This window comes from Nocardia sp. NPDC051750, from assembly GCF_044453135.1.
Classification (GTDB): Bacteria; Actinomycetota; Actinomycetes; order Mycobacteriales; family Mycobacteriaceae; genus Nocardia.
Window position 1 is genome coordinate 9,531 of the sequence record NZ_JBITCK010000006.1, and the last position, 26,952, is coordinate 36,482.

The 26,952-nt window shown below is 65.4% G+C and carries 1 protein-coding gene (cut by a window edge); it reads left to right on the forward strand.

Annotated features, from left to right (window positions below; all coding sequences use genetic code 11):
• Nucleotides 1-26,952 carry the 5' portion of a protein phosphatase 2C domain-containing protein gene (locus tag ACIA75_RS25095; protein ID WP_397108065.1) on the forward strand. Its footprint extends 16,716 nt past the window's final position, so 26,952 of the gene's 43,668 nt are visible here — the first part of the coding sequence; the start codon lies at nt 1-3; its stop codon lies off the right edge, out of view.

The window sequence follows — 26,952 nt, forward strand, 5'->3', positions numbered from 1 at the left end:
GTGGCAGAGGGATTGGGGTGGTTGTGGGCCGTCGTCGTCGGGGGTACCTGGCCGGAGGCCGACGAGGAGGCGGTCTGGGGAATTGCCGACGAGCTCCAGGTGGAGATCGACAGCGGCGAGTATGACGCCGAGGCTCTCGAGTGGGCCCGGCAGACCGTCCTGGCCTATATGGAGGGGGAGGGCGCGGAGGTTCTCGAACAGCACATTCGAGATCTTCGTTTCATCGGGGACGATCTCGCCGAGAGCGCACAGGCGCTGGTGGATTACATCGGCCAGTTCGGCAACCAGGTGTTCAGCACGAAGATGGGCCAGATCATGGCTTTGGTCTGGACGGCAAGCGAAGTTGCTGTCGCTTCGACGCTGGGTCCCGCCGGGGAGCCGTTCAAATGGCGTGCCATTGTAAAAGGCCGTGCGGCCTGCCAGGCGCTGGGCAGGGGGCTGCAGAAAGGGATTGGCTGGCTGGGGCACAAGCTGGCGAAAGCGCCCATATTCACCCGTTTCCCGAAGGCGCCGATCTACGAGGCCATCGCCAAGGGCTTTGTGTACGAAATGGTTCAGGAGGGGTTGCAGGAGATTTTCCAGGGGACTTTCGAAGAGCTCTTGATCCAGTGGACCCTGATGTTGAGAGGCCGTCAGGAGGACATCGACTGGGAACCGATCGTGAAAAGTCTGTGGCCGTCCGCTGCCGGTGGAATGGGAGGTGGTTGGGCCGGCCATTACCTGCACCGGGTGATGAGCCGCTCACCATGGCTGGCCGGCATGCTCCCCTTGGACAACAAGTGGGCGTCGATGACGCGCGGCGGGCTCCAAGGCGCCGGTGCGGGCATCGCGGGAGCTGTGTTCGGCGGGTGGGCCGCTGGAGAATTCAACTGGCTGTCGTTGACCAGCGGTGCGCTGATGGGCGCTCCATCGAGCATGATCTACGGGTACCACGGTGCCTCCGAGTTCGCGGGTATGCCGCTGGCGGATCAGCAACGCTTCCACGACATGAACACGTGGATGAGCAAAGAGGAGGCGAAAGCCCGCGCCGACTATCTCGTTCACCGGATGCACAGCGATATCGACGACACGCTCTCCCAGCCCGGCGAACTGGCGGCCGCCCACTCGGCCGTGGCCGACGCGGAGGCAGAAATCGGACGGCAGGTCACCTTCCGAGACGAGGCCCCGAAAGGGGGAACTGCCGAACCGGAGGTGAATGAGCACGCCCGGCTGATGCAGATGAAGAATCTCGCGAACAATGTTGCGGATCGCTTCGACCAGGGTGCGTCACTGGCGGGAGTGTCGCCCGAACCGGACGTGAATATCGCCGAAGTGCGTGCCAAGGCCGATGAGGTCGCCGGGAGGATCTTTCACCAGGTCGACGAACACTTCGAGGGTTCCGAATCCGAACGGGCAGTGGCGCGGCACTTGCTCGCGGAGATGCTGGTCGGTGTCGACAGCTCCGACCCGACCGGGCGGCCACTGACCGAATCCCAGCGGCTGGCGCGCCTCGAACAACTGGAGGAAGCGGTCCGGACGTGGATATCACCGCAGGACGCGCCCGGCGATTCCGAGAGCGCGGATTCTGCAGCGCCGGCGGTGGATTCCGCAGCGCCGGCGGCGGATTTTGCAGCGCCGGCGGCGGATTTTGCAGAGCCCGAGAGTTCGCCCGGCGGGATCGTTTCGAGGGTGATCGGCAGCTGGCTGCCCTACGCCGGCCGCGAGGTCGACCCGGTGTTCGCGGAGCTCATGACTCTCGCCGGGATCAGCGAGGCGGTCGACGAGGTGATGGCGCTCATCCCGGTCCTCGACAGTGCCGACGCGGCCTCGCCATCACAGCAGCAGCAGGCGCGGGCATACCGGGCCCGCAGAGAGCGGTCCCGGGAAGCGATTACCGCAGCGATCGAGGATGCGGTGCGCCGTACCGGGGCGGATGTCCGCGTGACCGCGCTGGCTACGGCCGACGGAGAACTACAGGTTCGGGTGGTCGATGGCCTCCCGGACCGGCAATTGCGGGCGGCAGAGTTGTTACGTCGTGTGCACAGCGCCCGCGGCGCGGTTCCGCCCGCTGCCGCGGCCGGGCTTCCCGGTAGCGATCTCCCGGCTGCCGGTGGGGCGATGTCATCGTTGGCACGTGCGGAGGCCGGGACCGAACCGGGCCGTTCGTACAGTCGCCGGCTCGACGCGGTCACGCAGCACGCCGACAACTGGGAAACCGGGTGGAACACCGAGGGGCTCAGCGAGGTCCGGTTCACCATTGCGTCGCGGCCACCGAGTGCGGACGGAGCCGGGCCCGCCGGTACGACGTACGCCGGATCGGCATCCGATGCCTGGGTCGGTGTTGCCGGACCCAGTGCGGGTTTCGCGGAACGGACCGGCGGGTCGGCGGATACCGGCTTCGAAGGGACCCGCCTGGTTCCTGGATCCGTCCCGGTGGGGGAGGGTGTGATCGGCCCAGTGTCGGTCGCATCGGCTCAGGTCCGCAAGAAGACATCGAGTGGTGGCCGGTCCGCTCGCACCGGCAAGTCGATCGACGAATTTCGTGAGCATCTGCACACCTGGTCGGAAGAGAAGCGGATGCCCTGGTTCGTCGAGGCGCTTCAGGGCGGCGTTTTCGGTGGTACCCCCGGGACCGACGCCGCTGATCCGAGTGACCACACGGTTCCGATGGGCGGTGACACGGGCATCTACGAGCTCGCCACCCCCGCCGACCTCGAGCTGATCAGCGGGCGGCATGCGATAGACGGCCTGGATATCGGCGACAACGAGGTGGACAGCGGCACCGGCCTCACGGCATTCGGTACGACCATCGACGGTGCCGATACCGGCCTGGGTATCGAGAGGGCACTGCGCGCGCTGGACCTGCTGATCTCGGAGTGGCCACCGGCCCGTGCGGAGGCGGCTCGCGAGTCTCTGCGTGAGGCACTCGACGACGCCACGCAGCGCGCGGGAGATCGCCGGGCTCGGATGGAAGCCGATATCGCCACCGATCCGAAGTCCGGAGAGCAACGCCTACGGGTCCAGTTGTTCGATCTCGGGGACCGGCTGCCCGACCATGTCCTGGAGCAACCGGATCCCAGTGGCCTGTTCGGTCCTGCGGTGCGCCGGCATGCCACCGGTCTGGCAGTCGATGCCGATATTGCGGACAGCGTGGATTTCGGCTGGAAGAACCGATTCCGGTTCGAGATACCGGCTCGCCCGGGGCAGTCGGCCGCACTGTCCACCCTTCCCGACATCGGTCCACGGTTCCGGCGGGCGTTGGAGAGCCTGGGCAGGGTAGCGAGTGGTGCCGGGGCCGCAGGCGGTTCCGAGGACGACGACGAGGAACTTTCGGGGGAGGAAATCGCCACCGCGTGGAAACAGGCGCTCGACAAGAAATCGTTCGACGAACTCGCACAGCTGGCGCGTACCGCACTGACCACACCCGGAGTACCGGCGGACACCGTCCGGGACCTCACCGCCACCTTGGCCGACTTCGACATCCTGCGCGCGGAGGCTGTCGAGTGGACAGCCGACCGGATTGTGGAGCAATGGGACAACACCGGACGATCGGCCACCTCGGGACACGATGCCGGGGTGCCGATCGGCCGCTGGGCGCGGATTGTCGACGGTGTCGTGCAGTTTGTGGCGCCGGCCGGTGTCGATGATCCGGTGCTCGACGAACAGGTACTTCGGACGCTCACAGCGCAGGGTGTTGCGATCGAACTGTGGGAGGTGTTCATCGATGAATCCGGCCGGCCGACGCACCGGCCGCTGCACAACAACGTCCGGTCATCGAAACACACACAACCGGCACGGCATACCGGCACGGACCGGGCGAGCGCCAGGTTGCAGCAGGAGTACGCAGTGCGGACGGCACTGGATATCCTGCGCACTCGTAACGCTGCGGAAAAGGCATCTGATGTCGTTGATTCCGCGGCCCTCGGACCCCAGGCGGGACATCCCGCTGCCGATTCTGCGAAACCGGACAGCTCACCCAGACGACGGGCGCACCTGGCAGCGCGGGCGGCCGAACTCGAGGCCCGGATCGATTCGGCCGAAAACCGTATCGCGCAGATCAAGCAGCGACTGGGCGAACTGAATTCCGAGGAGGCGGAGTACCGGCGCCGGGAACGGCAATTCCAGCAGGAAGCGGAACGCAACAGCGAAGGGCTCATACCGGCTGATGAACTGCGCGCCGAATTCGACGCAATAAGCAAGGACATCGCCAGGCAACGTGCGGAAGAAATCGGCGCGCTGGGTGAGGAACTCTGGGAGCTGTCTGCGCAGCGCGACCAGGCGCGGGCCGACCACGATCAGGTGGTCCTGGAATTGGAGCAGCTGGACGAGCACCAGGCGCAGTCCGGGCAGCTGGCCGCGCGCACCGCCCGCAGCCGGGCGATCGAGGCCCTGTCAACACTCGACCCGCGAAGTGCCGACGAGATCGCTACCGACGCCGACTCGCAATCCATCCGCGTGTCGGCACAGATGAAATCGATCGTCATCGATATGCAGGAGCGCGAGGCCCACCGGATCCGGGGCGAAGCGCTGTTGGCGGCCGACGATATCGACGGCTCGCAGGCGCCCGCCGCAATCGCTCGCCTGACGGTCCTCGAAGAGGCCCGTGACGAACTGGAATCCAGCTTCGGCGCGCCGCTTGCCGACATCGAACCCACCGCGCCGCCCCTCGTCACCGCCGAACATGCGGCGGCGGTCGAGGTGGCGCGGCGCAAGCTCGGCGGGACGCCGCTCGGGCAGTGGGGCCGGGTCGTCGGTAACCGTGTGGTGATCGTCGCCCCCACCGCTGCTGACAACCCGCTCACCGACCCGAAGATCCTGGGTGCGCTGGAATCCGCCGGGGTGCCGGTGGAACGCCGGATCGTCGCTCCCGACGGCACTGTGGCGTCGGCGTTTTGGTCTGGTAATTCCTGGCGCAGCGGCTCCGGCGTCCGCGGACAGCAATCTGCCGTCGGGAAGACCCCCGCCGCCATGCTGCGAAATGCCGATAACCGAATTCAGCGGCGTCAGCAGACAGTGCGCAAGGTGCGTGCTGTATTGGGCGCTCGCCTGTTCGGGGATATCGATCCGGCCCACCGCACCGCAACCGTGGGCGACATGATCGCCGAAGACAACGAAATCGGTACCGCGATCGCCGAGATCGACGCCAGACTCGCCGCCATTCAGAACGAACTCGCCGGACTCGGCACGGAACGCCACCAGGCCGAAGCCTTCTCCGAAACCCTCGAGGAACACTCCGACACGGGCAGCGAAACACTGCGGATGCTGCTGCAAGCGAGAATCGGGGCGCAGACAGTGCAGCGCAACCAGTTACAGAGCGAAAGCCAGGAACTGGTACAGCGCCGGCGAGTCCTGCACACCCGTCGCAACCGGCTCCCGGACTCGAACACGGTGCACGACACCGGCACACCGGGCCATCCGTCGCTGCTGCAAGCCCTGATCGACGTCGAGACCGCCGCCGATCGGCTCGCCCGGGAACGCGGCCGGATCACCGACAGGGCAGGCCGCGCGGGCGACGAACTCCTCCGGCGACTGACGCACCGATACGGTGCCGCCCCGCCATCGGGCGGGGAACGAACCGGCCATCGGGCACAACCCACCGCCGCACAAGATCTGCGCTATTTCGACATGGGACACAGTGCCGACCCGCTGGAGCGGTTGACCCGGCTGGAAGAAGCCGCGGCCCGGCAGCAACTGCTCGCGCAGGCTGCCGACGAGGAGGATGCGCGCCACCACGCGCGGCTGCGCGCAGCGAACGAATCGGAAATCGAGAATCTCGCGGAGGCACTCGGCGTCGAATCGGCCGGAAAAGACTCCGCGGAACTGCTGGAACTTGCCCGGGCCGCCGCGCAGGACGACAGCGACCTGCCGGCCGCAACGCGGCAGCGGATCGCCGCCGCGCTGACCGCATACGACACCCGGATGCAGCTGCTCACGCTGCGCAGCCGTTTGATGGCGGCGCTCGCGGAGGCCGGCGGCGATTCCGAACTCGTGTCGGCTCACCGGGCAACGAGCGACCTGGCAGCAATGGCGGGTACTCGGTCTACCGGGCGCGACCAGGATCCCGGGCAGCAGGATCCGGCCGATCTCGCGGCCGAATACGAGAAGTTGATCGCCCGGGTGGCAGAGGCGGCGAGGCAGGCGGAGCTGGCCCGGATCGGTGGTACCCCGGCCGGACCGTATGCGCGGGTGTGTGCGGGCACACTGGTGGTCATCGCGCCGGCCGGAACAGCCGATCCAGTGGTATCCACCGAGATCCAGCAGGCGATCGCCGAATACGGAATTCCGGTCGAGCAGTGGCGGGTCAGGATCGACGCGTCGGGCTCCCCGGTCTTCGAACAACGGGCCGGAAACAGATGGATCAGCGGCCGCCCCGAGATCGCGGCGCCGACGGAGACCACCGGATCCGCTCTGCGGCAGAAGTACGCGCTCCGCGTGGTCGCCGAAGTGCTGGTGGGGCACGAACTGGGCCTTGTACCTGAGGCTGCCGGCCCGGCGATCGAGCTGGTGGCCGGATTGACCGACACCGATACCGACTCCGAGCGCCTCGAAGAGATCAGATCCGGAATCGACCGGGTCGAATCGCAGTTGGCCGGGTTGGACCGGCTGGGGCCGGTGCAGATACGGACCGGAGGCGATCGCAAGTCGGCCAGGCGGCTGGCCACGGCCGAAACCGATCGTCGTAATGCCGAGTACGCCCGGCTCCGTGCTGAGCTCGAGGAACTGAAATCCGAACACGATCGGCTCAGTGCGCGCCGGGCCGAACTCGCGGATGGCCTGGGACCTGCAGAACCCGATGCGCTGGATCGGCGTCTGTCACGGTTGAAGACCTTGGGCACGCTGTGCGCGGCCGCGGACACGAGTCCGACAGTCCTGGCCGACGAGGCTCGGATCGCGGGCAATCAGGTGCGTCGCGACCTGCATCGGTCTACCCGCGAGCAGAAACCGCCGCATCGGACGAGAGACGAATACGCCGCTGTTCGACACGCTTTCGTGAATACAACGGTGGCAGCGAATGCTGTACCCGGTACCGATGCGGGTGCCGAAATCGAGCGGCTTCAGCTCCTCGAAGCCGGTCTCGACAAGGTGAAGTCCTTCGGTCCCGCCGCCACCGGCGCCGCACCTACCACCGTAACCTCTGCACCGCAGGATGGACGGGACTCGCTCGGCGACAACTCCGGCTCAGACGACTACGGCGTGACCACACCGGAGCAATGGCACGCGCCCACGGAATGGACACCCCCTAACGGCCGGGTCGCCACCGCGGTCGACACCCTCGACACCCCGTCCGGCACCGATCACGACGAGCAGTTGGATGACCGATCGACCGATGTGATGGTCGCCGGCGAGACGGCCGAGGCTGAGGCATCGGGGGAAGCCGTGGCCGAGCGGGATGCGGAGACCGCTGAAACGTCCGGCGATGCGGATGACGACAATCTCGCCGAGTCCCGTGGTGCACCGGTCGATCCGATGGAGTGCGCGGCGCGGTTGCTCGGCAACAGGGCTCTGGCCGGCGGAGTCGATCCGATGACGTTCGCGGTGGAGATGGGGGCGAACTGGGATGCCGAGCCGTTCGGGTCGCTGGCGGAGGCGATGGAGTGGGTCGGCAACACTGACAACGGGGCTGCGGTGGTGTGTGTGACGGATCCGGAAACGGGCCGTGCGCACGTGGTGATGCTGCTCAACGACGGCAGCAAGCCGAAGGCGGAAGTTCTCGTGCTCGCCCCGGAGGACATCCCCTCCGACGAGGCAGAGCAGCTGATGGACGGCGGGTCGGTGTGGCTGAATCCTGAATGGTTCAAGCCCTACGACGGCCGGTTCGGGGCGCTCGCCGACAAACCGGTGCACAGCATGCGAGTGGACGACGAGGGCTTCGCGGAACCGATCGTCCCGGGCGAGGCGCCCATCGCGGGACGTGGCCCCGACCCCGGCGTCGTCATCGGTGCGGCCTTGGACGGCCAGCCGGTTTCGCGTGGGTTGGATCCGCAGACTCCAGGCGGGATTGCAGGACAGTCGGCACCGGTGGGGAGTGCGCCTGATCTGGGTGTGATGAATGACAGGCCGGACGAAACCGATCGGCCAGGGGGACCAGCTGAGGCTGGCTCTGATTCGCCCTCCGACTCCGACATCGCTGCCGTGGAAGCGGCCCGGGCCAGAGAACTCGAGAAGACGTACGAGCAGGAACTGAGCGGTGAAGAGGCTTTCGAGCAGGCGCTGGGTGCTGTAGGGGCTGGTGGATCCGCCACGGGGACCACCGCCCCCGTGGTACCTGATTTGCTGGCGACGTCGGGTCCGGATGGAACGCGATACGTCACTGGTTACGGTTGGTCCGGATCGGGACAGGATTTCGAGGGTATCTACGGTAGGGTCTCCGGGGGAGTCCTGAACTATCGGATCAAAGCCGGACCGGGTACCCCTCGTGGTGGGGAGATGTTCCGTGCGATGCTCGCCGAGTTCGGTGACGTCGTTCAGGGGATCGAGGACTCATGGTCCGAAAAATTCGGCGGAGCCCAGCTTGTAACATTCAACAAAGCGCTTCGGTCGGGGAAATCGGAAACTCGAGCGCTCCTGGACTCGTTCACCGGAAAGATGGCCGAGCGGCTGCTCGGATTCGATCGTGCATCGCTGGACCATGACCAGTCGGTTATCGGTCCGGACGGCAGTTACATCAAAGTTGTCGCTCGCTTCTGGCACTCAGGGAATCCGCCGCTCGAAGCGCAGCGACCGGGAGCGTGGTCAGATAACGGAACCCGCGCTAGTTCTTTCATCCAGGATGCGGACACGGCCGGCATCCGATCACCGGATATGAAGGAAATGGGGACTGGGTTTCCGGAGGTTCGTGATTCATCGTTCGGGTGGAAGGTCTTCCGCCCGATTCTCCGTGCGGTGCTGCCCGGCATCACCGCAGACGCAGCGATGCCGGGGTGGGACGACGGCACCGCCCAGTACCAGGATGGGTCGGGCGGGGACCGGTCCGCGCCGCAGAGAGAGGACGAACCGCTCGAAGAGTACGGGATCACCCTCGGAACAGGGTGGGCAACGGCGTCACGCCGGCCTGCGTCAAGGCGAACGCAACCTCCCGGTCCGCCGGCGGGTGATTCCGCACCGGCGCCCACCTCGGCTCTGCCGCGACAGGCGGTGTCCGATGCCATCGGGCCGGAGGCTCTGGGGCTCCAGATCGATGGGGTCCTCCGGAATCTGCTCGGCCTGGTTGGTTTCGAGCCGACGGCGAAGCTCGGGACCGACCTGCGCGATCGTGATCATCGGGGCGAGCCACTCGGGTGGTTGAAGACGAAGCTGCTGGCGGTGGCGCCGGAGCACCGGACCGGAGCCTCCGAGTTGTATGCCCGGTTGACGGAGTATCTGAAGGAATTCGACAAGGCAGCTGCTCGGGTCGCCGCTGCCGCGAAGAGGGCCGAGCAAGGGCGATGGCCGGTAGGCCGAGTCCCGGTCGGATCAGCCGGCACAGGGGCGAGAGTCGTGGACGATCCGCTCGGCGAACCTGCGCCGGAGCATTCTCCTCTGGACGAGTTGCGCGCCGCGGTGGAATCCGCTGTGCTGGCGGTCCCAGGCGTGGACCTGGATATCGTGTTGGACCCGCGGGCCTGGCCGACGGAGCGGGACGCGCTCAAACGCCGCCCGCGAAACTTGATGCGAAAGGACGCCGACCCGGTCGATCTGCTGATCGCGGCGGCGGACCGCTACCACAGGGAGTTGGCGGCCACCCGTACGGTCGCGACCCCGGTGCCCGAGTCGACATCGGCGCAGCCCCGCACCGAGGCGGCTTCCACGGTCACGGCACACCAGCCTGCCCTGACCGTCGATGCAGCCTCGGCGCAACTGCGTGCCGTGCTCGAGCAGCAGTATCCGGACGAGGTCGACACTCTTTTCGAGATCTGGACAACGCCCGCTCAGATGGCGGCGAAGCTTCGTGAACTGTCGGCTGATTCGGCACCTGCCGCCTACAACAGTTCGCTCGCCGAAGCTGTCCGTGACTACTACAACGCTGCTGCCGAAGGACGAAAGCGGGATGAGCTGCCGGGGAACTCGCCGAATTTGGCCGGGGGCACGCTGAAGGGTTCGCGGGAGTTCAACCAGACCTACGTGTGGACCGGTACTGTCGTCCGCGACAGCGGTCCGGTCACACTGATGATCGCCGCCGACGGCGCCGGCGGACACGAGGAATCCCACCTCGCCTCGTGCATTGCGATGTCGGTGACGAGCGAGTATCTGAGGCAGGCTGCCGCGGCCGGCGAACCGGGCGCCTTCGACGCCGAGACGGCCATCGAGACCGCGATCGCGAAAGCTCACCAAGCGGTGCGGGACCTGCGGTGGCTGTTCCCGGCGGATCAGCAGAAACTCCCGCTGAGCACCATCGCGATAGCTGTCACCGAGCCAGGCCGGGTCACGGTGGGCAGTGTCGGGAACGCGGTGCGGTGTCTCGACCTGGAAACGAAGACGCTGCAGGACGTTCCACTGATGCCCGCGTTCTATTTCGTCGACGATCGTCCGGTGCGGGCCCGTCTGGGGGACGAGCTCCCGACGACCGACTGCGTCATGACCTGGACGGACTCGGCCGACTCGTCCGCACCTCTGGCCAACTCCCTCATTTTCGTGGCCACGAACGGATTCGGCGCGGTCGACGACGAGACGATCCTCGAGTGCTACGGCAAGTACGGCCACGATATGAGCAAGCTGGTCGTCGCCCTGCTGGACAGGGCACGGTTTCTCGCCGACGACGATGTCGCCATCGGATTCACCCACCACACTGCCGGTGTCCCAGCAGTTGCCTCGAATGATGAACGCGTGAATCCGGTAGGGGACGATTCGGTTTCGCCGCCGGAGCTGGCCGAGATCCTCGAGGGTGACCCTGCCCGCCTCCGGGAACTGCGGCAAGCGCAGGAATGGCTGGTCGTCCGGACCGGCAACGTGGACGGAATACCCGTGCAGTGTGGTTCCGGCTTCCGCATGGTTCTGGTCGATGGCAGCCGAGTCTTGGTGCGGGGTTCGAAGGGGCAGTGGTATGGATCCGACGGCACGGTGGGGGAATCGGACGAAATAGATCAGGTCCGGACCTCCATTCGACGGGCTGCGCAACCTCCTGGGCCGAGAGGTTCGCTGAATCGTCTCGGGACGAGCTGGAGCGATCCCGGCCCGCGCAAGACCATCGGTTCGCGAATGGCTCGGGTCCTGCCGAATGGCGACCAGAGGGCAGTATTGGCGACGGCGTCGGACGATCTCATCCGCCGGGCGGCGCAGTCGATGGACGAGGCGTCGTACGAGTACCAGGTGCTGGACGCGAAGTACTCGAGTGACCGGGACAGGTCCGACGAAGAACTCGCCGGTGCGCTGGATATTTCGCCGGAAAGGTTCCGCGAGCTGGAGCAGTCCGCGCTGATCCGGTTGGCGGGTGCGGTAGCCGACCTCGCCCCGTGGAACCTTCCGCTGCGGGCCCCTGATCCGGCTGGGTACGACAATTCCCTCGCTTTCACGACATCCGACTTCGCTGTGGGAGAGGATCCCGCCCTCGCACCGGTGCGGGAGGTTGCCGCCGAGATCGCGGGAAAGGGACCGATCCGGGCTGATCAGATCCAGCTGATGCCAGGTGATCACAACAACGATGTGTATCTGGTGACGTTCCCGGACGGCACACAATGGATCTACAAGCTGTGCGGTGAGACCGAGAAGCATCGTCGAGAGGTCAGGGCATATGTCCTGGCCGAGTTTCTGGGGTATCACGGGCTGGTTCCACCGACGATCATGTGCGAGGGCCCGTTCGGCGAGGGAATACTTCAGAAGTACAGTGACAGCGGTCCCGGGCGCCCGGCTTCGGATTATCCGCTGTCCGAACACGATACTCTGGCGTTCTTCGACTACTTGGGCCCCAACGGGGACCGGAGCAAGCGGAACTACGGCTATCCGCTCGTCGCGTACGATCACGAGTTCTGGGGTGCGCCCAGCGAAAGCGATGACCCCGCGCCCATAGTTTCCCCGCAAGTGACCACTGCCGTTCTGCGAGGCCGACGGGGAGAACGGCTGCACCCGGATGCTCTGGCCGGGCCACGCCGCCGAAGTGGGGCCGAGCTGGAGCGATTGCTCGGCGTGCTGGAGACTCCGCCGGACGAAATCCCGGGGTACCGGGCACGGTTCGAGGAGATGGTGCCAGACGGCGAACTTACTGGACGTGCATGGCCGTACTCGATCATGTCGTGTCCGGATTACGGTCCTGCGCTCGAGCCGCGATTCGAAATGGTGCTACCCGCAGAACTCGGCGATTCGGTCCTCGATCAAGCGGTGGCGTCGGTGCGGTTGGTGCTCGGTGGCGACTTTGTTGCGGTAGCCGCCCGATTCGCGACTCTGGTACGGGCCGCGTTCGAGGCAGGCCACCGGACTGCGATCGTCGATCACCCGCAGCCCGGAGTTGTGCGGCTCGACCTGCCCGACGGGCCGAATCCGATCACTGTCTTTGCCTCGGCTGTCGAGGGTCGGGTCACCGTCGAACATGCTGCCGCAGATGCGCTGCCGGTATTGCACGAGATGTTCGAAGACTGGATCGAACTCGCGCCGGCCGATCCGGCAACCCGACGGCGCACTCTGGTTCAGCTGTTGGGCTCTGTTGACAATACCCTCGAGTCGCATGCCAACGAAGCGGAGACAGCGCGATTCGACATCCGGTTGCCTGCATTCGATTCTGTCGGTCCGGATCAGGCGCGATCCGACCTCAGCGCCGCCGATCCGATCGAGAACTTCCTGGCCGGTGTGGGCACCGCGGGTCCGGAGGGCGTCGAAACAGGGGAGTCCGGCTGGAATCCTCCCACCGCGGCAGAGGAACCGCCGGGCAACTGCGCGCAGCACGGCTGCCGGTTCATCGATGAGGTCCAGCCCGGTCTCGGCGTGAATACCGAGCCCCGGCCTGATACCGGGCTGGCCGGGGAATATGTGTCGGATATCCGCGGCCGTTTCCCTGATTCGGACGAAGACATCTTCTCCGGTTTCCGCAGCGACGAAACCCGGACCGCGCACGACAAGATCGCGGATACCTTGCAGGAAGGTGACGTCGCGCTGGTGGTGGACCGTTATCACGGCGGACTGCCGGGTGCGGATGGCCACGCCTATGCCGTGATGAAGGTCGCAGGCGGCGCCGTTGTGGCTGTGGAATGGGTGAACGGTCGCTGGGTTCGGAGCCAGCACACCCGTGGTGGTTGGTTCGGTGATATGAGCGGCGATGAGATCGCAGGCTCCTGGGCGGTGGTGGTCCGTGACGGTGTGGTGGTCACCGGTGTCGGAGATGCGGATGCTCCGGCTATTCCCGATGATCTGATTATTGCGGGAAAGGATCGGTCGAGGGAATCCCAGCCCGGCGCCGGGCGGGCCGGCCCGCCCGGCGGTGGCGAGCTGGAACTCGATCGTGGACCCGTCCGGATCGGATCCGGTGGCACATCCCGGCGAAGCATTCTCAAGCTCGCCCCATGGGTCCTGGTGCCGATTACTTGTATGGCCCCAGGGATCTACGACGTCGTACGTGACGCCGTCGCCCCCGACACGTCTGTTCCGGAGGCCCCGCCCTTGCCGTTCGGGACGGAGATCGATGAACTTATTTCGGCGTCAACGACCGCGAGGACACAACTCCACGAACTCGTTGTCGAACAGAGCTGGACCGTCGAGAAGACATCGACCCCGAACGGTTACGTCGATTTCGAAGACCGGAAAATCGGGATCGGCGAAAACCTGATGAACAACCCGGCCGAGGCCTTGTATGTACTCACCTACCTGCTGGGTATCGCCACCTACGGTCCGAATGCCTCCGACGATCTTCCGGCGCGGTTGGAGCTCATGGACGCGGTCGAAATTCTGCGTACCAGGTGCCGGGTGGATGCCCACGGCCTGTTGAATCACGCCCGGGTGCGAAGCGAGATCCGCGCCACCGGCGAGGACATCGGCAGTTTCAGCGAGCGGTACTTCGGCGCCGTCGGCGGGTTCGGCGAGCATGAGTTGTACGACGATGTGGTAATTGACCGGGAATCGGAGGTGGATCCCCCGTTCACCGAGGAAGACGCTGTCGACCAGTTGGTCGAGAACATGCTGGGCGACCCCGAAACGCGATACATCCAGTACCTGGAATCCGTGGCTGACAATGCGCCGTCGAAGGACGTGTACTGGCTGTGGCCGGTGGACGACAGGTCCGGGCGCGGCTACCTTGCCCCCGCTGCCGCCATGGCCGCGGGTGGCGCGGCCGCCGGAGATTCGGCCACGGGCAGCGACATGGTGGTTGATAAGCCGAACCGGCGTGTGCGGGTCTCTCAGGTGGGCGATGCCGGGGCGCCCGATGGTCCGCTGGTCCGCGAGCTGTCCGGACCTGGATGGGGTTTGGACCCGCGTCAGGTCGAAGCGGCGCGAACGGTTGTCGAGTGCGCTCTGAGGGCGCACGGTGGGCGGGCGTTCCTCACAGTGCAGGATGCGGCGACCGGTCCCGTCTTCCGGGTGAACACCACGGACGACGACGGTAACAAGATGGCGTTGGTGGTGAGCTTCGATGGCAGCACACTGTCTTTGACGCTGAAGCTGCGCTGGGAGAGCGACTGGGCCGGGGACGACAGTGAAACCTTGATCAACCTGGCAGGCGAGCTGGCCGGCAGCCCAGAGCTGTTCGGCCTGAACGAGGGGGACAGTGCTGACCTGCAGTTGAGCTTGGACAGGCAGTTCGAGAACGGCGTCGACGAAGTCCCCGGCAAGACCGCCGAGCTGGTCCTGAAACGTACCGGCATCGATGTGACGTCGGCACTGCGGCCGACCGGGGACGCGAACGACGAACGGACGTGGCGTGCGTATGAGGCCGTCGCCGCGGAACCGATTCCCGAGGATGACAGTCCGGAGGCCGAGCTGGCCGCTTGGGAGAACGAAGTCCGGCAGGCAGCGGAGGCGCTGGGTGAAGACCCGGAGCAGTTCTCTGTCCAGAATTTGCTGGCGGCACCCGACGATGTGCTCTCGAGACTGCGGGCCGCCCTCGATCCCGCCACGACCCGGATGACCGCCGACGAGCAGTTGTGGGCTTTCGCTGAAGCCAAGCCGGACCCGGTGCAGCGCTTGCGCCGCGCGGTCCGCAGGTATCTGGAGCTGGCGCTCGTCCCCGATTCGATGTCCGTTTCGCTCGGCGCGGCAGAATCGTCGGCCTCGATCACCCAGATGGGCAGCCGCCTCGGCAAGGAGCGCAACGAGGATGCGTGGGCGCACGACGAGGTCGAGCGCAATGGCACGCTCTGGCAACTCGGTGTGGTGTGCGACGGCATTGGGGGGACGACCTGCTCGCATGTCGCATCGCAATTGGCGGCGCGGGCCGCGCGATCCGGCCTGGTGCATGCGCTGGGGCGTGGACGGGCTGCGCACCTGGCGATCAAAGAGGCTGTTGCCGACGCCGAGAAGATCGTGCAGACGGTGAGCGAACTCCTCTACTCGCACAAACCTGATCCGCCGGGGACCACAATCGCGATCGCCGTCTCCGAACCCGACGAAGTGACAGTCGGCTGGCTCGGTGACAGCCGCGTGTACGCTCTGGGCCCCAACGGTGCAGTGGCGAGGTGCACGCGCGATCACGGGGTGGGCAATATCGTCCTGAAATCCATCGGGGACGGTATCCCTGCCGATGACACGGAATACATCGACTCCTTCGGCAATGACGATGAAAAACCCATCCGCGCGGACGAAATCAGCGAAGTGCTCGTGGTCAGCGACGGGGTGACGAAGACGCTGAGCGACCAGGAGATCGCACAGATCGTACGGAACGCGGCCACCGCTCGGGACGCCGTGAATGTACTCGTCCGTACGGCGTTGGAAAAAGGCGAGACCGACGACATCACGGCCGTCCTGATCGATCGGCGAACCGGACAGCGTTACTTCGGCGAAATTTCCGACTCTTCCTCAACGGGCGACCACATATCCAGCGTTACAGCGGTGGAACCGCCGCCGGTGCCCGGGCCCGTGATCGAGCTCGACGCCGTGGACGCGGATGCCGCGATGCACCTCTTGGCGGCGCAGCTGCGGCAGCACGACATTCACGCGGTACTGGCCGATGTTGTGGACATGATCGTGCCTGCTGTCGAGGCGGGGAATCTACCGCGATTCGAGTCGCGATGGAGTCCGGACCCGGACATCGACGGCGAGGGCGAGTTGACTGTCGCCGTCGTGGACGCCCAGGGCAATCAGCTCGAGGTGACGGCCCGTGTGCAGGACGGTGAGGTCGAAATGACCGTTGCCGTCAGCAGTAGTGCGAATGGGGGCTGGCTGAACGCGGCACATCGTTGCGTCGCCGTCATGGAGACCCGCGCCGGAGTGGGCCACGATGTGCGCGCGAAGCGCGGTGTGCGTCACTTCCTCGACCGCACCACCGACGGCACATTCCGAATGGTCGTCTCCAGCGGTCGGACACTCGGTGATCCGCTGTCGGTCCAGATAGAACACGGCAGCCCGGAGCGCCCCGGGTCGCTGCGTCTGGACCAGGTCGGCAGGGAGTTGCGGGATGCTCTGGGCGAGTCCGCTTCGGTGAGAAGACTGTACGATCACGATCCCCGGGATGCCTACGGGCTTTCCCTCGCAATCTTCTATTCGGAGGGTCCCGCCGAGCCGGATCCGCTGGAGGATCTGCACGAGCCGCTGGACACCGACTACTACCGCAGTCATCTCACCTGGGCGGGCCTGGATCCCGCCGCCATCTGGGCGGCGCAGACCGGCTATGACATTTCGGAGCCGGGTACCTGGGCGCATCGGTGGACCGGTCGGTCCCTCCGGGATATCACTCCAGAGGACCGCAGTAACGCCGTGCTTGCCAGATCTCGATACGAGGAGATCCTTTCCCACAGGTTGCGGCTCTCCGGGGCCGAGCAGCCCAGTATCCAGGACCGCGTGGAGGCATGGCAGGAACTGGATTGGCGCGCCAAATGGCGGTGGACATGGGCAGCCCCGGACGAGGTGGCAGCCCTGCCCGGGATCACCGGCACGTGGACGGACCTGGCGAACCGATACCGGACCCTGCGTGAAATCCGAGCACTGGAGCAGAGCGCCCATGTAGCCCACCATGCTCTGCAGTTGGGTGTGATCTCGCCGGAGGAGGCGCTGAGCCGGCAGCTGGAAATAGAAGATCGGCTGCTGTGGTGGCAGTCGGTTCTGCGGTCATGGGTGGATCTCTGCGAATGGGGGGCTCTGGCGAATGTGCCGGTATACCTGGACCGACTGGATCCCGACTCGAGGCTCGCCCAATTCCGCCTGGGCAATGCGGAGACCGCCGACGAGATCGACAACTACCGGGCCGACGCATCGGTACTGGACATCTCGCCCGCGTTGGCCGTTGCGGCGGCGCGGCATATGGAGCGGTCAGCGCAGGGGGCACCACGACGACTGTCCGTTGTTCAGGTCGGACTCAATATCGGTAATCCTGATTCGCCGATCGCTGAGCGGGCGAATGAGAATTTCGCAGAAATTGTCGCGACCCGCGAGTGCTTCTCGGCGTCGCCCACAGACTCGGGTGACGCGGCCGGAGAAAACGGGTTTGCTGCGGCTGCCGCGGCCGCGGGAATCACGAATTTTCGAGGCGACGCTCATACTGCCGAGTTCTGGATCGGCGATGGTGAAATACAGCAGATCGTAGAGGCATCGGGGCTGCCGGAATCAGGAGGCGGTGAATTCCGTCCGCCCGCCGGTGGAATTTCGTCGACGGAGGAAGAACGGCGCTTCCTGGAAGCGGTGATGTTCACGCCGCAGCGCTGTGCGCTGGTGGTATGGGGCGCGGTGTCCGGGTTCTCGCAGCAGATCGGCGATCTCGGCGTCCAGGCACCGGAACCGCATCGGTTCGACACGCAACTGGCCGGAGTCGTTCTGGCCGACGAGGTGCACTCGGCGTGGGTGAGTATCTCCCGTGGCAGGGATCTCGTGCACTGGATGAACCGGATGGAGAACAGATTCGCGGCCGTCGCGATGGAGGGGCACACCATTTTCCTGCGGAACGTCGGCGGTGAAATCCGAGTACTCGACCCCGCGGACCTACCCGGAACCGATATCGATTTCGTGGCAGGCCATTCCGATCCGGAACGGGCGTACCGAGAACTGTTCGACCGGCACAGCCGTCCACTCGGTAACCTGCTCGACGACCAGGAGGATGTCGATGCGCTGATCTTCGAAAGCGACGGACGTCCGCTGGTTCGGCACGCCGGTGACAGCCATCCGACCACCGCGATTCCCGGGCTCAGACTTCTGGCCGGCGACGAGATCCCGGGATTGCTCAGGGGTGTCTCGCCCCCGGGCGACGAACTTGGTCCCGGGCAGGGGTCGCTGGAGTCGGTAGCGGCCGATTCCTTTGCCGGCCAAGCGCAGAGCGACGGCTTGACGGTTGAACCACCCGACAGGGTTCGTATCGACCGGGCAAAACTGGAGCTCGCGAAGACGCTCGCGAAGTTCGAGGCAGACGGGCGGAGCGAAATCGAGCTCGAGGAGTTCCATCAGCGGGATATGTCGCTGCTGGAGCAGTACGCGCACGTCGACAGGGCGATAGACGAACTGGCGGCCCGGCTCGACCTGGACAACAACGTTCTGCGATCCATGCTGCAACGTGAGCTGAGCATGTTGCTACACGACAAGCCGATAGCCATCAGAGTCGATACCAAGACACTGATATCGGTTCTCGAGGAGGGGCGCTATCGGCCGAATCCGGGCGAAGGAAGGCGAGCTCTGGAGAGGGAATGGTTCGGTCCCGGGCGGGAAGTGGTATACGGATACGTTGCTGTCGATGGAATTCGCCCGAGCGGCACAGTCGGGTCGTACCACACCGATATGTTGAGCTTCTGGGGCGAGGTGCAGATCGTTCTGAAACCGGAGGTTCGAGAACGTTCGACGTTCACGGTCGGCGATTCGATGGTCGACAAACATCGCACGATACCTTCGCCTCTCCGCGATCCTCGCGAGTGGTCATTCTGCGTTTCCGCGGACACGAACTCCGTGGCAATCGACCCTTCGGGGCAACCGTTCCGGCGATCGAATTTCGTAGAAGCGCAGATACACGGGGCCGTCGCACTCGACGACATCGATTTCGTCGTCTTGCCCGACGAGCCGACCTGGGAACTGCGCTCGGCCTTGGAGCTGTCCGGCGTCGACTGGCGTGTTCTGAACAACGCCACCGTCGCCGCGAACGGAAATCTGGACGAAATCGCCGCCGCAATCGACCGCACCGAACAGGACCTGGAGGTCTGGCGCGGCGCTCTCGGATCTCGGTCGGCAGGTCGGCCGACAAACATCACTACCGCCTGCACGGAGCTATTGCTGTTGCTGGATATCTCGAGACTCGAGGACGCTCGGTCTCTCGGCCGGGAGGAAGCCGAGCCCGGATTCGGGATGGAAACGGTGTGGCTTCCGGAACGGGTCGCCCCATTCGGTGGTGCATCGGGAATCAGTTGCCGGGTGACAGCGGAGTTGACCTCTGACGGGGTGCCGATCGCGGCCGGGCCCGTCAGCGGCGGATCCGGGCAGAGGACGTTCGCCGAGCTGGAATACGCGATCCGAAATAGCTCTACCCGCGAAGGGGATGTTCCGGGAGCGCTGCTGCCTTTCGGCGAAATGGCCGAGCTGGCCGCTCGTTCGGGGACGGCACTGACAGTTGTGCCCGAATCGGCGGAAGCGGTGGCGGAGTCGTTCATGGCGGTCGAGCGGTGGGGCACTCGATGCCGATTCGCCTCTGCCGACGACGAAGTGATGGCGGCGATAGCCGATGTGGTTCCCGACGGTATCGACCGGGTGTGGCTCGGTCTGGACAAGAACCCGCAGCAAGCTCTGGACGAGGCAATCCGATGTGGCGCGACGGCGGTGCTGGTCCGTGGCTCCGAGATCACCTCCGAATTCATGGACACTGTCGAGGACATGACAGTGATCGCCGGCTGGGACGGTCGCGATCCGCGTGAACTGTCCCGCCTGGTTTCCCTCGGTGTTTCCGCCTTCGAACACGGCGGGGAGCCGACAGCCCGAGACGTTGAACTTCTCGCCGCCAGTCGTGACGCCGCACGCTTGGCCGCGGCCGGTGACGGTGCGTCCGGCTTGGTCGAAGCGGAGGCGGAACTGCGGGAAGTTGCAGGGCTGGTCGGAGCCCTGCCCGGAACCCTGCTGGATCCGGAGCGAGCGTGGGATCACTTCGAGACCGTGCGGGACGTTCGGTATCACCGCTTCCTGCCGGAGGAGGGCCGGCAGCGATTCGACCGCGCTGATGATGAGGACGGAGATCCGTATGCGCGGCTCGAACGGGCTGTGCTCCGGTATCACCTGCTGGCCGGGAACCGGCTGGAATCGAGCGCGGATGAGCGGGCTACCGAGAATCCCGGTAACTCGGATGCTCCGCACCCGGGCGGCCCGCCCCGCCGGAATGTGCTCCTCGGTGCTGCGTTGCTGGCCGGCGGCGCCGGTGCTGTCGCACTGACATCTGCCCTTGGAGAAAGTGGTGCCGACTCCGCCCCCCACCCCGGTAGGGACTTGGGGGATCAGATCCGGATACCGGTGTCGACCGGCTTGGGACCGGAAGTCGACGAACTGGTGAATCGGTCGGCGACCCTATCGGAGCAAGTGCGCACCCTTCAGACAGACACGCACCAGGACCCGGCTATGCCTGCGCCCGGACGTCGGACGTGGCGGATAGAGTACGGAGACCGCAGCGATCTGATAATCGAACGTGATGGAACCTGCCGCCTCGTCATCGATTCGGATCTGCGCGGTGAACCTGAGATCGTGGTCCAAGAGTTGGCGGTTCTCGCCTTACGCACTCGGCCGTTCGAATCCGATCAGCGGTCGGCGCCGCCCTCGGACGGGATGAGTTTCGACGAGTGGTCCCACCATATGCTGAAAAGCCGGCTTCGTCCTCGGGCCGCCGAAATCCTGTTCGTCGAACAGATTCGCCGGCAGGTCCGTAGCACCGAAGAAAATATCGATATCGGTTCGTATACCGAGCGGGAGTTCGGTGTCGCCAACGCATTCGGCGAGGAGGACGCTGCGGCAGATTTCGAGTCTGGCCGGATTACTCGAAAGGAAGCCCTCGAGCACATATTGGCTCAGATGCTTCAGCAACCCGATATGGAGCCGATGGCTTCCGAGATTGCCGAACTGGAAGTCGTATATTCGGAATTCGAATCAGTCGACAGGCAGGGCCCCGGTGGAAACAGTCTGCCCACTACGGATTCGGCTGCACCGGAAGCGGGGATAGCGGGAGCTGCTGCGGCCGCCGATCCTCCCATTGGGCGCCCCCTCGCCGCTGCCACCGACTCGACGGCCGCTCCCGTCGATAAAGGCAGTGCGGCGGGGCCGAAACCGGCAATGTATGGGCGGCGCTGGGCGGCGGGTCCTGTTCCGGAGTGCTATCGGTTCAGTGACAGCAAGAGCCATCACGGAATGGATTGGAGTGCCCGGGTGCCCGGGGACTTCGACGACCTGACTGCGGCGCCGTACGTGCTGAAGGCGCAGTTCCGGCTAGGTGATGAACGGTTCCGATCGGTTCAGGACGTGGTGGGGCATGTGAAGTCCACCGGTGATGTGGTGCATCTGTTCATGCCGGATGGTCGTGTCCTGTCGCTTTTCATCATGCCCCCGCGGTTTATGGGCGATCGGCGGGTGGGGGTGCATGAATGGAACGAGAACGAGGCCCAGATCCCACTTCCGGATCATCACCGAGTGGCGATCCCCCATGTCTACGAGTATCCGTTCGAGTTGCTGGGGCGGTTCGCCGACATTCCGGTCGGGGAACCTGTAGAAGCGTTGGTGTTGTGTGGGGGCGGGAGCAACAACGGTCAGCCATTTCTCGTCGCGGAGTCGAGGTTCGATCCGGATTCCCGGCTGGATTCGGATGCGGTCGCAGCACGGCATCCGGTGAACCAGCGGGATGCCGGTGTCTCGGAGCCCGAGCCCGGAGAGCAGGTCGGCACGGCCGGTTATGTGCGGCCGGATGTAGCGCCCGGCCCGGGCGCGAACAGTTGCTCGCCGCGGGTGCATTTCGAGTTGAACAGGGTCACCGGTAACCCGGATATCGAGATTCCGCCGTCGGATGAGCTCTCGGGCACTACGCAGGAACAAGATGAAGCGGCGGGTAAGGCGCCCTTGCTCGAGACCGATTCGGTCGAGGATATCGTCGTGGGGTTGGCAGCGGCCGAAGAGGCGCAATATGCGAAAACCGTTGTGGACAACGGAAGCCGATTGGCGCACGAAGTGTTGTTCACGAACGATTTGGATCATGCGCTCGCGGAAATGTATCCGGGTGGCACAGGACGTCCGCATGGCGAGGTGTGGGTGTTCGACCCGGAGCGTCCGGGCGCTGACGAGCGCTTCGGATGGCGCCGGTACGAGCCGGGCGAGTTCGGCGATGCCGAGCAGGTTCTGTACTCGCGCTACGACGCCCAGGGTGTGCCGCAGCAGGATGATGCTCGGCGGGGCGAACTCAGGCGTGTCGGTATTGCCCGGACATCCGAGGCGTCAGCCCAGGACATGGCCGCGCCGCACCTCGGCGAGGAGGACATCTCACTGGATGGTGCCGAATCACGACCGGACCAACCAGTGGCCGGGCGGTATCCGGGTCGCGAGGGTACTCGGCCGGATGTCTACGTGGATCGTGACCTTATAGCCGACCGGTTCGAGAGGTTCCTCGAAAAGTTTTCAGCGGAAAACCCGAATGTGACACCCCGCCAGACGGAAGCCGCGTTGGGTGCTCATTTCCATCCGGGTGGTTTCGGTAATGCCGGCGATCCCGACGCCGACCCCTACGGTGAAATCGAAACGTTGCTGCTATCGGAGGAAATGGGTCCCGGATCCTGGGTGGTGGCCTTCGAACAGGCCCCGGACGATCTGAGCCGGGACACGGGCACGCCCGCCCGGCCGGTGATCATCAGGAATGTGGGCGGCCGGGTGTTCGTGTGCGAGATCTGGGCCGGCGAGGGGTTGGGCAGCGATATACCGTTCGCGCGGTGGCGGCGGAAACCGGCTCTGCCATGGGTTTCCGGCATTGTGTTCTCGGACGTCACGAGCCCCGAATATGCACGGAAATTCTGGACCGTGGGTCTGCCGGGGATTCGGGGTACGGATTACCCGTGGGCAGGCATCACGGTGCCGAGTAAGCCGGCTTCGGAGGGTGGGACGGCCCAGGATCCAGCTCCGCTGGAGGTCGGATCCGGCGGCGACGGGGACAATCTGACCGGAACCGGTGACGGTACGTTCGGCCGGGCCGAGGCCGAGGCGGAGCTGCGGGAAGCCGCGGAGCTGGTGGGGGCACGGCCGGCGCCGCTGATGGATCCGGAGCATGCGCTGCGGTACCTCGAGACTGTCATAGCGGACCGGTACCACCGGTTCCTTCAGGAGGAAGGGCACAGACGATTCGAGAACGCTCGCAAGCACGGGGATCCGTATGAGCGGCTCCGATCAGCAGTGCAGCACTACCACGCGCTGGCCGGGAGTCTGCTGGAAGCGAGCGAGACCGATCCGGTCACCGGACATCCGGATGACCAGGTTCCCGGACCCCGCGGTTCCGACGGCCGGACCCGTCGAAAAATCCTCAGAGGTGCCGCGACGCTGGCCGGCGGTGTAGGAGCTGTCGCGGCGTTCGCGGCTTTGGGAGAGGACGCTTCCGATTCCGCCGCCGACCACGGTGGCCCTCCGGGCCCCGGGCTCCCGACACCGGTGGTGACCGGTCTGGGGGAGGACGTCGACGATCTGGTGAACCGTTCGGTCTTCCTGTCGAAGCAGGTAGTCGCGCTCCAGGACGACACCCGCCGCGACGGCGCACTGACTGTGCACCAGCAGCCGTGGCGGATCGAGTACGGCACCCGCAGTGAGCTGACTGTCGAGCGCGATGGCACCCGCGTCCTCGTGATCGACTCGGATCTGCGCGGCGAACCCGAGATCGTGGTACAGGAGTTGGCGGTCCTGGCGACGCGTGCTCGCCTGTCCGGGCCGGATAGCGAGCCGGCGCCGCCCCGGGAGGCGATGACTTTCGACGAGTGGTCCGAGCAGGTGCTGAGACGGCAGTTCAGGCTGGTGGCCGCCGAAATCCTGGATGCCGAACTGGTTCGACAGCAGATCCGCAATGCCGAAGGCAAGGTCGATATCGGCTCGTACACCGAGCGGGAATTCGGTGTCGCCGACGCCTTCGGTGAGGAGGACGCCGCGGCCGCCCTCCAATCCGGCCGGTCGGTGCCGAAGAAGGCCCGCAACTACGTGTTGAACCGGATGCTCACGCAGCGCGATATGGAGCCGATGGCTTCCGCGATTGCCGAACTCGAGCAGTTGTGGTCCGAATCCGAAGCACCTGACGAGCGCAGGACCGGTGGGAACAGCCTGCTCACAACGGATTCTGCTCTACCCGAAGTAGTGGCAGCCGCGGGGGCCGCTGGTGGGTTCGGTGCCGAGGGGTGGCGTGCACCATGGCCTGGCCCCGTTTCGGGCGCCGAGGTTGTCGGTCGGCTCGCGGCGGAGGAAAGCACCCCTTCTACGGTGATCCGATTGTCGGACGGGGATGCGCTGGAACAGGATCGGGATGTTGTCGCGGCGGCTCCGCGGGGACGGATGGTTTCCGACGACGAGGTACGGTCGATACTCGCTGATATCGCTATCGGCGAGGAACCCTCCCCTCTTGCTGGGTGGCGTACGGACGACTGCCTGGTGCTGCGGGGCAGCCAACTGCCGGCCGGCGAGGTCTTCGAGCACGGATTGTGGCGGGGAACATCCACCGAACCGTTTCCGCGGAAATGGTCGTGGCCGTCGACCACCCGGCAGTTCGGCGTCGCTGGAGCATATGCCCAGGGCGGCGGTTCGGTGCGCCGTATCTATGTTATCGATGCGCCGGGAGGCTTCGTCAATGCGGCCGAAGCTGAACAGCGGCCGTTCCTTGTGTCCTTCCCCGGTGGTATCGACCGGCGATTCATTGCGGGTTGCTTCGAGATTCCAGAGCAGGATTGGAACAGCCTGAAGGTACACCGCGAGGGTGTCGCCGGTCTCGCGGACACACTGGCGGGCTACTGGTTGGCGAATCCGAACTTCGGAGAACAGGCCCCGGGCCTGAATCCATCCGGACCATCTGACACGGCACAGCAGGAATCGGCGAAGGCCGGCGGAACGGCGACTGGCTTGCCGTATCCACAACCCGCGCGAGCGTTGCTTCCCGCCGGAAAACCGGATAACGAAACCGATCGGCAGGTCCGAAACGTGCTGCCCGGATGGTTCACACCGGAGCAGGTGGCCCGTGCGCTGAACCGGGTGAGGTTGGTGGCTTCGGCGCCGACCCGGTCCGGGGATGTCGAGGTCGAGGTGGCCGAGTTCGTTATCGACGGTAAGTGGAGCGCCGAGCTTCGCATCGTCGAACGCCGCACCGGATACGAAATGTCCCAGGCGGTTCATTCGATTCGATGCGACTTTCACGACTACCGGCCATCGCAACTGAGTGAACAGCATTCCTGGACAAGCGGGTCGACCATTCTGCTCGGTCCGCTGCTGGCAACCCACGGGTTCGACGACGTGCAATCCGACTTGCTGGCCATGGTGCAAGACGCCCGGGCAACCGGTGTCACTGTCACTGTCAGCGGAGATCCCGACAACCCGCCACTGACTGTGCAGTTGTCGAGTGATGACGCCACGCTGACTGTGCGTATCGATGTTGTCGGCCGCCACGGCGATCGGCGCTTGCGGGTCGCACTGGAGCAGGCCGGGGCCTTCGACGAGGGCCGAAACCTCCGGCAACAGATCACCCATCAGGTCCAGAACTTCTGTACAGCATCATCACTGGATCCGGCTGCGATCGGTGAAATCGTCGAATACGCAGTCACGGTGTGCGCAGAACACGGGACGGTGGTGCTGTACGGCGGCGATACGGGTGGGGTGGTCACCGTCAGTGGCCCGCGCGGGGCCAGGGACCGCCGGTTTCCGCAGGATTTGGCGGTGGGGCTCGACATCTATGCCGCACTGGGCGACGGTGTTCTGTTCGAAGCTGATATCCCGGGTGGCGTGGGGATCGAGACCTTCCTGGAAATTCCGGAGATCCTGGCGGGCGCCGGATATCGGGATATCGCGACGAACGGACGTCCCAGCAGGGAGCCTGTGTGGATTGCGGAATGGCTGGCCGAACAATTGGGCGCCGAGGGCGGCCGCATTCGGATCGCTCAGTCGGACGGGATTCTCCGGATAGAGATTCTGCACAGTAAGGACGGATCCGGTCTACCCGCGCACACCTTCATCGACGTGTTCGGTGAGCGTGGGATGCGGCGCGTCCACTACCGCTGGGAACGGGTCGGAAGCACATCTGGTGTGCGCGCCATCAGCTATCCGGACGGCGTGCTCGAATACACGGTCTCACCCGGACCGGGCACTACTTCCGAGCAGATGCTGGCCGCAATGCTCTCTACCTTGGGAGACCGAGTCGCGGAGATCCACTGCCGATGGGATACCGAAAACAACACCGACGAACTGGATCGGTTCAATAACCACACTCGTACTACCGGGCTTCTGGACGATGCAGTACGCAAGACGGCCATCGTTGCGGTAGCCGGCGACCACGGATTTCGGCGGGTTCGTGTTGTCGAGGTGATTGGGGAGCCCGGGCTGGTCACGCAGGCACTCGTACTGATCGACAGGGTCGGCGATTTGCCGGACGATGACGAGGTCGTGCCGCGCGACCCGACTGGTAGCGGCTCGTCGCCGGTATCCGGAGGCTCAGGCCGATGGCGTAATCGCCGCCGTGGTGCCGAGGAAGAAATCGATACCGCCGAGGAACTCGGCGATGGCATCGACCTTCATGCACCGTCGGGCTCCGACGGGCCGGGGAGCGATGTGGTCGACGACCCCTCGACGAGGATGTTCGACACCGCTTCCGGCACCGTCGCCGTGGACGAGCCGGCGCCGTCGATGGGTCCGGAGCAGAATGCGCATCTGGCTCTGTTCGGTGGTCACGGGGACAACGTGTGTTTCACGACGGAGGCTGCTTTC